Source organism: Saprospira grandis (genome assembly GCF_027594745.1).
Classification (GTDB): domain Bacteria; phylum Bacteroidota; class Bacteroidia; order Chitinophagales; family Saprospiraceae; genus Saprospira; species Saprospira grandis.
Genome location: NZ_CP110854.1, coordinates 3,948,666 through 3,961,410, shown reverse-complemented (window position 1 = coordinate 3,961,410; position 12,745 = coordinate 3,948,666). Strand labels below are relative to the sequence as shown.

Sequence of the window (12,745 nt, the reverse complement as noted above, 5' to 3'; positions counted from 1 at the left end):
TTTATTTCCTTTTAACTATTATCCTTGGAAGGTCCATAGCAACAACATCGATGAGCAGAGTTGGAAAATGGAAACAGTAGTGCACAGCCTCATAGTAATCTGGATATGCCATAAAGTCCATCGTAAAAGATTTGACAAAATCTATGTATGCCGACTTTTTTGCATAAAGACAAAAACCTCCTGCGCTCCATTCTTCCGCAGCCCCCCAATAGCTCGCATTAGCCTGAAATAATGTTTTCTGGCTACTCATACTAGATAAGGTAAATCCGGTATCTATACTAGCCAGATAACTCTTCGTCTCTATATTTACAGTCAGTTCAAATTGAGATGCGTTGACTGCCTCGACCTTCAATAAGTCGTTCTGCTCTATTTCTTCCCAGAAGGCTTGTTCTACACCTTCAAACTCAAATGTTGCAAATCTATTTTTATCAGACATATCCTATTTTATTTATATGCAGAAAAAGTTGAGGGACTAGTTTTATTTTTTTGGGGCCTGCCGCCAAAGGCGGCCGGGCCCTTTCAGGGCTCGCAAGCCTGCTCGGCCCTGCGGGCTTCGCCCTTGGTCTGCCGCTGCGCGGCCCCCTTTCAGGCCCCTAGGCCTGCGGCGGCTTCGCCGCCTGCTAGCTGTGGCTGCAGGTTGAAACCAGCAGCCAATTTAGGAACAGCAGAGCTAGCTCCTTAGCAACAATTGGCCTGCAGCTTAAAAGCCGCAGGACCTGAAAACCTAATATCTTCTTCCCCCAAACAAAGCAGGGGCTTTTAGCAGGAATAGTAATAAAGAAGAACACTTATCTCCCTTAATCAAGGTCATTCCAAACCTGACCTAAACTATCCTCAAATGAAACTATTCTGCCTTTCTCAAATCTTAAACTTTTTATGAACGAGCCCTTATTATTTATAGTTATTTCAAAACCCAAATCTTTTTTCTCTAAAACATTTTTTATTCTTTTCGTAAAAAGGCCATTAGAATAAACACCATACTCAAACATTCCCTCTTTTTCAACAAAATAACTAGAAATGAACAACCCAATAGTTTCATTATAATTTGCTAAATGGTAACCATTCGCACACCCCTCCATTGAACTGAAACTAGAACTTGAAGTTTTTTCAGAAATGGTGTAGAACTCATAAACTTTAAATTCAAATGTGTCTTTACCATGAAGGTATAAGGCGTTACTATTTAATAAAAGAGTATCTATACCAAACTTACTGTAATCGACCGCATCACATTCCTTCTGAAAACTGCATCTCCAAAAAGTAAATAAAACACAAAAAAGTAATATAATTTTCATTTTTCTTGTTTTTTAGCTTCCACCTCCTTTATTGATTTTTTCAAATCAGGGAACCATTCATCAAAATTATCATCAGAAGGACAATGGTTTGAAAAATCACATGCACCTCCATTTTAGTCAGTAAAGAAAATATAGGCATCTGCATTATCAATTACAATTCCATTATCATCAAACCCTCCAAAATCACTTCCTAATTCTTGAATTTGGTCACTAATTGCATTTATTGAATATACATTCATATCACTTTCCTGAGGTAAAGTTTGCTCCCATTGATCAGATGTATTCATTGTCACAATATTTATCTCATTGGGATCTATTTTATGATCATTTATCAATATTAAGGCTGCTTCAATAACAGCATTACCTCCATGACTATGACCTACTAAAGTTATAGGCTCACTAGAAACTCTATTAGACATAACATAATTAGCTAAATCGCGTCCAGCTTGCGCCCTTGCTTTATCTGTATTATCCCCAGACCATCTAAATGCAGTACTACTGAATTGATTCCCAAAAGCTTTTGGTAATTCCTGAACTACCTTATCATAACTTTTGAAATAGTATGCCCCTGTTTGAAAATTCATCCATGCAAGATCAAAGTTGGTAGTTCCATGAACAAAAAAAGCCTCCAACCCATCTAAATCAATTGCTTGTATTGGCGTATTAGACGCAAACTGATAACAAGTCAACTCAGGATACTCCGGCGCCAACGGATCCACACTCAAAAACTTCCCTATACTCGGATTATACAACCTAAAGCCATAATCCTGAATGTTTTGCGTCCCCCAATCTCGGTCATCTTCCTTCCCATTAAACCCAAAACGATAGTCCTCCCCACTCACAAACTTGCGGCCAGGCATTTCCCAACCAAAGGGATAGTACAAACTAGCCGAAGAAACCTGCGCCAAATAATAATCTGCCTGTCCAGTTTGGCTGCTGTCTTGACCCAAAGATTTATCACTGACCGTAGCCAGTACGTTGCCTAGGTGGTTGGACAGCTCGTAGCGGCGGCGGCTTAAAGCTCATTTTATTTCAAAGAACGAGGTCTAAAGATACTATTTTTTATCTTTTTTTGGGGCCTGCCGCCAAAGGCGGCCGGGCCCTTGCAGGGCTCACAGGTTTGCTCGGCCCTGCGCCAGCAAGCTGGCTAGGTCTGCCGCTACGCGGCCCCCTTGCAGGCCCCTAGGCCTGCGGCGGCTTCGCCGCCTGCTAGCTGTGGCTGCAGGTTGAAACCAGCAGCCATACAACAACCCCATTCTACATCTATAGTGCGGAGAGGATTAAAATCCTCTACCGCTTTGAACAAGGGTTATTTTTTTCTTCGATAGTTTGTTTTTGTCTCCCCCATAAATTTCATAGGAACCCTAGGGCCAAGGCCCTAGGCTATCGAAAAAATCGTCATCCCCTCATTCGAGGGGATTTTTCTTTGCGGTTGTGGTTGGACGGTTGTTGTTTTTCTTGGAGCGAACCTTTTCCATTTTTATAGCAAACAAGGGCTTTAGCCCGCTCTTTGCATAGTCCCACAACCATGGGCTTCAGCCCATGGGCCCAAAACTGCCCAGCCGCCAAAGAAGAAAGCACGGACTGAAAAATGTTTATTTATGGAGGGTTTCAACCCTCCATTGAACACAAAAATGCATTCGTTAATTGGCTGTAGGTTTCAACCTACAGGCCCATATAGCAGGCCCCTAGGGCCGCAGGCCTAGCGATGTGCAGGGGTGGCCGAAGGCCAGACCAAGCGGGCGCAGCCCGCGCAGGGCCGAGCGAGCAGCGAGCCCCGCAACGTAGCGCCCGCCGAAGGCGGGAGGCCCCTATTCCTCAAAATCTTCATCAGCAGCTTCTACCAGCTCCTTAAAAGAATGCAATAAAAAACTTAATTTTCGGAGATCTCCAGAAGCCGAAAATACACTATCTTTGATAGCCAGCCCATACCAATCATTTTCTGATTTTTTCACTAATTGCCAGGCTATCTCGGTATCCTCTAAAAGAGTTTCTATTAGGTCTATCTGCAGAGACCAGCCGCCACTTTCGATCGTCTTTATGGTAAAGCCATATTGATGTTCCCAATCTCCGTCACAATGAAAGCTGAACCAGTCTTCTATCCAAGCTAATATGTCAGTGTTATCCTCTTCTTGCCATTTTTTACCGTCCTCAGGACTATTCCAGCCTAACTCTTTCTTTTTTTGTTCTACTAAGTCCTTAAAGCGATTCAATAACAATCGTAGCTTTCTAGGACCTCCAAATCCATCAAAAACAGCATCTACTACAGCAATTCCATGCCAGTCTCCTGTGGACCAACCATCTTTAGATCCTTCTATTCGTTCCCATTCTACACTTGCCCCATCTAAAATAGTTTCTTTTAAATCAATTTTAACACCCCAGCCTGGGTTATCAATATTACAAATGTGAATCAAGTCTTTAACTTGTTCTTTCTTAGCAGAATACAACAAAGCCCACTCTTCTAATACATCTAATGAGTTCATATTTATTTTGATTGGGAAACAGCTAAATAAGCTGGCTCTAGATTAAAAAATTCGAGTATATCGACTTAGGATTATTTAACCACTCTAAAAACAGTTTTCCATCTGCTGTAGCCAGTGGAAATCCTTCTACGGACTGATATAATATCTCATCCCAATGTGCGATAAATGAACTTGTGGATATTTTCAAGATAGGCTCCCCATATCTCAATTGTAAAAATACCTCCTTATGTTCAGACAAAGACGATTTTTTCAACAAATCCTCAATATCATCTTCTCTCTTCACTAGATCCCACTCATAGGTATGAGCTGTCTCAAAAGTATCCCAAGCGATATTTCCTAGATAAGAGGTAGCCTGATAATTTTTAATTTGAGCTAAGTGGAAATATTCAATTATTCCCTTTCCTCTAGCCTCCTCCACTAAGCTAAAATCAGCAGCAAAGGGCGCTAATACTGGATTCTCTAATAATTCTTTCATATTTTCATTTTTGTGTGCCTAATCGTTTTGGTTAGCGGTTCTTGGTTTATTTCCCCTATGAGCAGAAAAAGTTAAGGGACTAGTTTTATTTTTTGGGGCCTGCTGCCCTACTAAGTTAATGTAGATGAGAACACCTAGTTACCTTTTAATCTACGCTTTGCTTCAAGCAATGCTTCCATCAAAAGATCTAAATTAAACTTCTTAACCTTATCTAGCCCTTCTTTAAAAAATTCAACTCTTATATTATCTACTCCTTCCTCTTGATCTAAAATTGCTATACACCCTCCTTCTAAATAAACATATGCAACTACATCTTCATAATCTACTGGACTCCCAATAATAACTCTATACATAATTTTATTTTCACATATCCTAAGTTCTTAAAATCCTAATTCTAGAAACTTCCCATTTTTGTTTTGGTATCATTTATAGCAAAGAAAGGCTTTTTCTTTACTTTCTCCCCCCTCTCCACAGAAAAAGTTGAGGGACTAATATTGGAATTTAGTGTCTGCCCTTTCCTGCGCCTAGGGACAAGCCCCTAGGCTAGCTTTTTCAGACAGCCCTCTAAAGAGGGCCTTTGGATATGCACTTCTCTACAAAAATAGATGAGCAAAGCCGTAAATCATAATTTGAGGCCCTTTGGGGCTGACCCTATCGGGTTAGCCTGGGGGCTTGTCCCTAGGCGATGAATGGCAGGCTGCGAAGCCTAGAGGTTGCATAAGCCCAAAATAGGGGTCCTCTAAGGTATAAATTAGGTCCACAAACCCCATCAGGTACGTCCTGAACTCCATGAGATACGTCCACAAACCCCATTAGGTACGTCCTGAACTCCATGAGATACGTCCACAAACCCCATTAGGTACGTCCTGAACTCCATGAGATACGTCCACAAACCCCATTGGGTAGCTTCCTATACCCCAAAATAGACGTCCTAGGACGTCTATTTTGGGGTCATACAACCTATATTATGTAGTTCCACAACCTATATCGTACAGTCCCCTAACGTATATTACACACTTCTGCAACCTATACCATGGAGTTCAGGACGACTCTTATGCAATAGAGGGACCTATACCGAACAGTTTAGTAACTATATTCAATGACTTTGACAAGCTATATCGTAGATTTCAGGACGACTAAGAAGGAGTTTTGCCAATCATCGGCTATGGGCTGCAGCCCATGGGCCCAAATGCGCCGAAGAAGAGAGCCAAAAGAAAAAACAAAAGATGAGCGGCCCAGCGCTGCGGAGGGGTGGCCGCAGGCCAGACCGAAGGCGAAATGAAGTGGAGCCTGAAGGGCCGAACAGACCTGTGAGCCCCGCAGCATAGCGGCGGCCAGCTTTGCTGGCCGCGGGCCCCAAATTCTCCCTATAATTATTCTTTTAAAGATCAACACACAATAAGGGCAGGAAAGGCGTTCTAAAAAAAGAGAAGCTTTATATTAAGGACTTCTTAACTCATTTTTAAATCATTAAGCAGTAAACGCCTATGCAACTGACCTACCTCAGGTCCTTTCTACTGGCTTGGCTATTGCTCTTGGGCTCCCAATTGTGGGGGCAAACAGAGCTTTGGTCGCCAATAGCCGAGGACCAAATCCCTAAATCGGGTACTCGCTACATTTTTGCAGAGCAGTACCAAACGGTTCGATTGAACCTAGATGAAATTCGGGCCATTTTAGATGTGGCCCCTATGGAGCGAACGCCCATTGCGGCGATTAGCCAGACCCTTTTGAGCTTGCCTATGCCCGATGGCAGCTATGAAGTTTTTGACATTGTAGAGTCGCCGATTATGGAGACCGAATTGGCGGAAAAGTTTCCGGAAATTCAGACCTATGCGGGGCGGAGCATCAATGACCCCTCCAAGTCGCTTCGTTTTGATTTGACCCCACAGGGCTTTCACGCCATCATTTTGACGGCGGGCAAGGGAACCATCTATATTGACCCCTATCAATTTGGCGGGGGCGATATTGAGCACTATATTGTTTATAACCGTCGGGACTTTCGGCCAGCTGCTCCCAAGCAATTTGTTTGTGGCTTGACGGCTAACAATATTCCCTTATCTAACTTTAAGGCTGCTGGGCAGACTGCTGCTCGTTTTGGGAGCTGTGAATTGCGGACCTACCGCATGGCCGTTGCCGCCACAGGAGAATACACTCAATTTCATGGGGGTACGGTAGCCTTGGCCCTAGCGGCACAAACCACCACCATCAACCGAGTAAATAGTGTTTATGAGCGAGAGATGGCCATTCGGATGAACTTGGTGGCCAACAACAACCTCATTATTTATACTAATGCAACAACGGACCCTTATACTAATGGAGCGCCAGGCACAATGATTACTGAAAATCAGGCTAATATTGACACCGAAATTGGCTCGGCCAACTATGACATTGGTCATGTGTTTGGGACCAACAGTGGTGGATTGGCTGGTTTGGGCGTTGTTTGTAGCAACTCGGGCAAAGCCCGTGGAGTTACGGGTAGTGCTGCGCCCATTGGCGATCCTTTCGATATTGATTATGTGGCCCATGAAGTAGGCCATCAATTTGGATGTAACCACACCCAAAACAACAACTGTAACCGCAACAATGCCACCGCCATGGAGCCCGGTAGTGCCTCTACCATTATGGGATATGCTGGCATTTGTGCCCCCAATGTACAAAACCAGAGTGATGACTACTTTCACTCGATTTCATTGGAGGAAATGGGCGCCTTTATTACGGGAGCAGGCCACAACTGTCCGGCCACAACGGCCTTGGCCAATAATGCCCCTACCGTAAATGCCCCAGCGGCCAACATTAACATTCCAGCCAATACGCCTTTTTCATTGACCGCCTCGGCCACAGACCCCGATGGCAATACCCTGACTTATAGTTGGGAACAGATGGAAAATGCTACAGCGACCATGCCTCCTGTAGCTAGTTCTACGGCAGGACCAAACTTCCGTTCTTTTGAGCCAGTTACTGACCCAACTCGCTACTTCCCCAATTTAGTGGATTTGGCTGCAGGTGGACCTTTTACCTGGGAAGTACTTCCTTCTGTAAGTCGGGTTATGGACTTTAGAGTAACCGTACGCGATAATGCTGCTGGCGGAGGCTGTACTGATCATGCAGATATGCAAGTGACTGTAGATGCCAACTCTGGGCCCTTTGTTGTTCTTTATCCCTCTGCTAGTGGAATTAGCTGGAATGGAGGCGGGACAGAAACCGTAACTTGGGATGTAGCTGGCACCGATGGTAGCCCAGTCAGCTGCGCCAATGTTGACATTCTACTTTCTACAGATGGTGGATTGACCTATCCGACCGTACTAGCTAGCAATGTTCCCAATGATGGAACTGAGCCCATTAGCGTTCCTAATGTAGGCACAACCACCGGCCGCATTATGGTGCGTTGCGCCAATGGCTACTTCTTTGACATTTCGGATAATGACTTTACGATTGTTTTGGCCACTAATGACTATACGCTAAGTACAACGAATAACAGTCAGTCCGTTTGTGCAGCAGCCACGCCCAGCTACAGCATAGATGTGGGCCAAATTGGCAGCTATAGCGACCCAGTTACGCTTAGCCTTAGTGGTTTGCCGACAGGAGTTGTGGGCAACTTTAGTATCAACCCCGTTACGCCTGCATCTAGCAGCACACTAAGCCTCAATGTAAGTGGTGCAACCGCAGCGGGTAGTTATCCCTTTACCGTTAATGCGAGCAGCACCTCAGGGAACAAAAGTCTAGCTTTGACTCTAATTGTTAATGACCCTGCACCTACAGCCGTCACGCTCAACAGTCCAGCCAATGGCGCAACAGCGGTGGCCCTACCCGTCAACTTTGACTGGTCGGCAGCGGCAGGAGCTAGTTATGATATTAGCATTGCTACAGATGCAGCATTTACCAATATTGTCGACCAAGCTACAGGACTCAGCTCTCCCAACTATACTTCTAATGTATTGGGGACGGGGACGCAGTACTTCTGGCAGGTCATTGCAACAAATAGCTGTGGAAGTTCGCCAGCGGCTAGCGCCAGTTTTAGTTCTGGCCTACAAGCCTGTGATACAATTTCGAATTATGATGTAGCTAATGACAATCCAGCCCTCTATAATGCAGGTGGACCAGGTGGCTATCTAGCTGGCCACAATGGCTATGGAGATATTGCCAAGGCGGACTACTTTAATTATGGCGGAGCCAATACGCATTTGACTGGAGCCTACTTTGGTTTTGGTCAGGCCGTAGCCGCCAATGCTAGCAATAGCTTTAATGTACAAGTTTGGGATGGTACAGGCGGAACGCCAGGAGCCGTAATTGCCAGTATTCCTATCGCCTATCAGGATATTGTTACCTTGATTGCTGGCGGAAATAATGTGGCCTTTGTTCCCTTTGGAAACATTGCCTTACCCGCCTCCAATGAGTTCTTTGTCGGTATAGAATATACCTATGGCAACGATACCATTGCACTCATTACTAACACCGATGGAGAAACATCACCCGCTACCGCTTGGGAACAATGGGGTGACGGAACTTGGCACGCCTATGACGAAACCGGTAGCTGGGGAATTGATGTCGCTCATTATATTGTCCCCGTTTTAGGGACCTTGCCCTCGGCTAACTTTAGCCCCAATAACAGTACGATCTGTTTGGGCAATAGCATTACATTTAATAATAGCTCTACCGATGCGGATAGCTATGAGTGGTTCTTCCCTGGTGGAAGCCCCGCTAGCTCCACAGCAATGAACCCTAGTGTAAGCTATAACACTGCTGGAACCTATGATGTGGCCCTTGTTGCCACAAATGACTGTATTAGTGATACCCTCATTGTCCTTTCTGCTATCACCGTTAGTGAGGTAGTTACAGGAATTGGCAGCAGCGACGAAAGCTGCGCTGGAAATGATGGTACAGCAACTGTTTCTGCCACTAGCGGAACAGCTCCTTATACTTTCCTTTGGTCTGATGGACAAACTACGGCTACAGCTTCAGGATTAAGCGCAGCTAACTATTTTGTTACGGTTACTGATGCCAATGGCTGTACTGCTGTAAGTAGTGTGGCCGTCACGCTAAACTGTAGCTGTACCTTAGCCGCAACCACTAGCGCCACGGATGCCAGCTGTAATGCTAGCAATGATGGAAGCGCCACGGCTATCGCTACCGCAGGGACAACGCCCTATAGCTTCCTCTGGTCGGATGGACAAACGACGGCTACCGCAAGCAACCTAATCGCAGGTACTTATATCGTGACAGTTACCGATGCTGCGGGATGTACAACTACAGCTACTGCAGTGGTCAATGAACCTACTGCTTTGGTCGCTTCGGCCAGTAGTAGTGATGAAACTTGCGCCGGAAATGATGGTACAGCTACGGCTACAATTAGTGGCGGCACGGCTGGCTATACTTTCCTTTGGTCCGATGGACAGACTACGGCTACCGCTAACAACCTAGTAGCGGGCACTTATACCGTAACAATTACTGATGCGAATGGCTGCCAAACAACAGCCACGGCTGTAGTCAATAACAGCTGTACGCCTTGTACATTAGCCGCTAGCACTAGCGCCACTGATGCTAGCTGTAATGCAAGCAATGATGGTTCGGCCACGGCTATCGCTACCGCAGGGACAACGCCTTATAGCTTCCTTTGGTCTGATGGACAAACGACGGCTACAGCTACCAACCTAATCGCTGGTACTTATACCGTAACAGTTACCGATGCTGCGGGATGTATAACTACAGCTACTGCAGTGGTCAATGAACCTACGGCTTTGGTCGCTTCGGCCAGTAGTAGTGATGAGACTTGTGCCGGAAATGATGGTACAGCTACGGCTACAATTAGTGGCGGTACGGCTGGCTATACTTTCCTTTGGTCCGATGGACAAACTACGGCAACCGCTAGCAACCTAATCGCGGGTACTTATACCGTAACAATTACTGATGCCAATGGCTGTACGACTGTGGCCACGGCTGTAGTCAACAACAGCTGTACGCCTTGTACCCTAGCCGCGACCACTAGCGCCACGGATGCTAGCTGTAATGCGAGCAATGATGGAAGCGCCACGGCTATCGCTACCGCAGGGACAACGCCCTATAGCTTCATTTGGTCGGATGGACAAACGACGGCTACAGCGACCAACCTAATCGCTGGTACTTATATCGTGACGGTTACCGATGCTGCGGGATGTACAACTACAGCTACTGCAGTAGTCAATGAACCTACTGCTTTGCTTGCTTCGGCAAGTAGTAGTGATGAGACTTGTGCCGGAAATGATGGTACAGCTACAGCTACAATTAGTGGCGGTACAGCTGGCTATACTTTCCTTTGGTCCGATGGACAAACTACGGCTACAGCTACCAACCTAGTGGCGGGTACTTATACCGTCAGTATTACTGATGCCAATGGCTGTACGACTGTGGCCACGGCTGTAGTCAACAACAGCTGTACGCCTTGTACCCTAGCCGCGACCACTAGCGCCACGGATGCTAGCTGTAATGCAAGCAATGATGGTTCGGCCACGGCTATCGCTACCGCAGGGACAACGCCCTATAGCTTCCTCTGGTCGGATGGACAAACGACGGCTACCGCAAGCAACCTAATCGCAGGTACTTATATCGTGACAGTTACTGATGCTGCAGGATGTACAACTACAGCTACTGCAGTAGTCAATGAACCTACTGCTTTGGTCGCTTCGGCCAGTAGTAGTGATGAAACTTGTGCCGGAAATGATGGTACAGCTACGGCTACAATTAGTGGCGGTACGGCTGGCTATACTTTCCTTTGGTCCGATGGACAGACTACGGCAACCGCCAATAACCTAGTAGCGGGTACTTATACCGTAACAATTACTGATGCTAATGGCTGTACGACTGTAGCCACAGCTGTAGTCAACTACAACTGTCCTTGCAATGGTAGTCTACAGCTTACGCCTACAGATGTAAGTTGTGCAAGCAACTGCAATGGCAGTATTAGTCTACAAAGCAGTGGACTACAAGCTCCAATTAGTTATCGTTGGACAAATGGGGCCACAGTAGCCAACCCCATTAACCTTTGTGGGGGCAACTACAGTGTAACCGCCACCGATGTAAATGGCTGTGTTGCTGTTGCCAGCACTACAGTAGCTCAACCTACCGCCATGACCCTAGCCACAGGAATCAATAATGAGAGCTGTGCGGGTAGTGATGGAAACCTAACGGCCATTGTTAATGGTGGAACGACGCCTTACACTTTTGCTTGGTCTAATGGAGCGAATACAAGTAGCCTAACGGCTCTAGCGGCAGGAGTTTACCAACTCACTGTAACCGATGCTAATGCTTGTGATTTGACGGCGGCTTATACCGTGGCCCTAGACAACAGTTTAGCCAGCAATGCCATAGCTAGCCAGAATGCAAGCTGTGCAGGCTATGCAGATGGAGAGGCTCAGGCTGTGGGAACAGGCACGGGTCTTCCCATGAATTACAGCTGGTCCAATGGGGCCAATACGCAAGTAGCCAATGGTTTGGCTGCTGGTAATTATACCGTAACGATTAGTTCTGGAGTATGTAGTGCAGTGCGTAGCGTTCAAGTTACAGAGCCTGCGGCCATGCAAATCCAGCTCATGAGTACGGAGCAAAACTGTGTACCTGGCACGGGCGCCTTGGCGCTTAATGTCAGTGGCGGAGGCGGAGCGCCTTATAGCTATCTTTGGTCCAATGGAGCCACTACAGCTAATGTGAGCAACTTGGCCAATGGCAACTATAGCGTGACAATTACTTCTGCCAATGGTTGTGAGGAACAAAGAAGCGCTAGCTTTAATATTCCTCAAGGACCTGTATTGAGTAGTCTAAGCAGTAGCCCGAACTGCTCTAATACGGCAGATGGAAGCCTTGACCTCACGGTCAGTCCTGCAGGAAACTACCTCTATAGTTGGTCCAATGGCGCCAATACAGAGGATCTTCAGGGATTAGCCGGAGGTATTTACCAGGTTTCGGTAACTGATACCGCCCAAGGCTGTACGGTTGTCCTCAGCGATACGGTAAATGCACCCGCTAGTTTGCAGGTCGCCTTTTCGGTCACTCAACCACATACACCAACAAGCAACAATGGCGCTTTGGCCGCTAGCGAAAATGGCGGGACCGCTCCCTTCAGTTATCTTTGGAGCACTGGAGATAGTGTGTCGCAATTGACCAATGTAGGCGTTGGTAGCTATAGCGTTACAGTAACGGATGCCAATGGCTGTACTGCAACAGATAGCATTTTTGTATCGGCAGTAACGGGCATAAACGTCCAATGGGCAGAGGCCTTTAGCCTCTATCCCAATCCGAGCAATGGCCAGATGCAGCTAGAGCTTGTTCTTCAGCAGTCTCAGCAACTGGAGTTGGCTATCTTTGATGTTTTGGGCCGCCAGCTATATCAGCAGCGCTTAAGTGGTCAGCAGTTTAGCTTGCCGCTCTCTTTTGATTGGCCTGCAGGTACTTACTTCTTGCGCCTCTCTAGTCCGGAGGGACAAATTAGCCAGAAGTTTGTCATTCGCCGTTAAGGCCTTTTTCTA

At 46.3% G+C, this 12,745-nt stretch carries 7 protein-coding genes; 1 reads left to right on the top strand and 6 read right to left on the bottom strand.

Going from position 1 to position 12,745, the window contains the following annotated elements:
- Position 1: 1 nt before the first annotated feature.
- The 6 genes from OP864_RS15605 to OP864_RS15580 form a co-directional block, all read right to left on the bottom strand.
- Positions 2-436 carry a hypothetical protein gene (locus OP864_RS15605; RefSeq protein WP_270099079.1) on the bottom strand — a complete coding sequence of 145 codons (435 nt, stop codon included), beginning with the start codon at positions 434-436 and terminating at the stop codon, positions 2-4.
- Between the two features lie 361 nt (positions 437-797).
- A complete protein-coding gene (locus tag OP864_RS15600; RefSeq protein ID WP_270099078.1) occupies positions 798-1,292 on the bottom strand; it encodes a hypothetical protein in 495 nt (164 codons plus the stop codon).
- Positions 1,293-1,405: 113 nt separating this feature from the next.
- A complete protein-coding gene (locus tag OP864_RS15595; RefSeq protein WP_270099077.1) occupies positions 1,406-2,242 on the bottom strand; it encodes an RHS repeat domain-containing protein in 837 nt (278 codons plus the stop codon).
- An 861-nt stretch (positions 2,243-3,103) separates the two neighbouring features.
- Positions 3,104-3,775, bottom strand: coding sequence for an immunity 53 family protein (locus OP864_RS15590; protein WP_270099076.1), 672 nt, complete (start codon positions 3,773-3,775; stop codon positions 3,104-3,106).
- A 37-nt stretch (positions 3,776-3,812) separates the two neighbouring features.
- Entirely contained in the window at positions 3,813-4,250 is a 438-nt protein-coding gene (locus tag OP864_RS15585; RefSeq protein WP_270099075.1) for a hypothetical protein, read from the bottom strand.
- A gap of 134 nt (positions 4,251-4,384) precedes the next feature.
- Positions 4,385-4,603 (bottom strand): hypothetical protein, encoded by a 219-nt coding sequence (locus OP864_RS15580; protein ID WP_270099074.1) that lies wholly within the window; start codon positions 4,601-4,603, stop codon positions 4,385-4,387.
- A gap of 1,134 nt (positions 4,604-5,737) precedes the next feature.
- Here OP864_RS15580 and OP864_RS15575 point away from each other — a divergent pair.
- The gene (locus OP864_RS15575) at positions 5,738-12,733 is read left to right on the top strand and encodes a reprolysin-like metallopeptidase (RefSeq protein WP_270099073.1); all 6,996 of its coding nucleotides are present in this window, start codon (positions 5,738-5,740) and stop codon (positions 12,731-12,733) included.
- Positions 12,734-12,745 lie beyond the last annotated feature (12 nt).

Coding starts and splice junctions, on each gene's coding strand:
- OP864_RS15605 (WP_270099079.1), bottom strand. CDS start 436: ATGTCTGATAAAAATAGATTTGCAACATTTGAGTTTGAAGGTGTAGAA.
- OP864_RS15600 (WP_270099078.1), bottom strand. CDS start 1,292: ATGAAAATTATATTACTTTTTTGTGTTTTATTTACTTTTTGGAGATGC.
- OP864_RS15590 (WP_270099076.1), bottom strand. CDS start 3,775: ATGAACTCATTAGATGTATTAGAAGAGTGGGCTTTGTTGTATTCTGCT.
- OP864_RS15585 (WP_270099075.1), bottom strand. CDS start 4,250: ATGAAAGAATTATTAGAGAATCCAGTATTAGCGCCCTTTGCTGCTGAT.
- OP864_RS15580 (WP_270099074.1), bottom strand. CDS start 4,603: ATGTATAGAGTTATTATTGGGAGTCCAGTAGATTATGAAGATGTAGTT.
- OP864_RS15575 (WP_270099073.1), top strand. CDS start 5,738: ATGCAACTGACCTACCTCAGGTCCTTTCTACTGGCTTGGCTATTGCTC.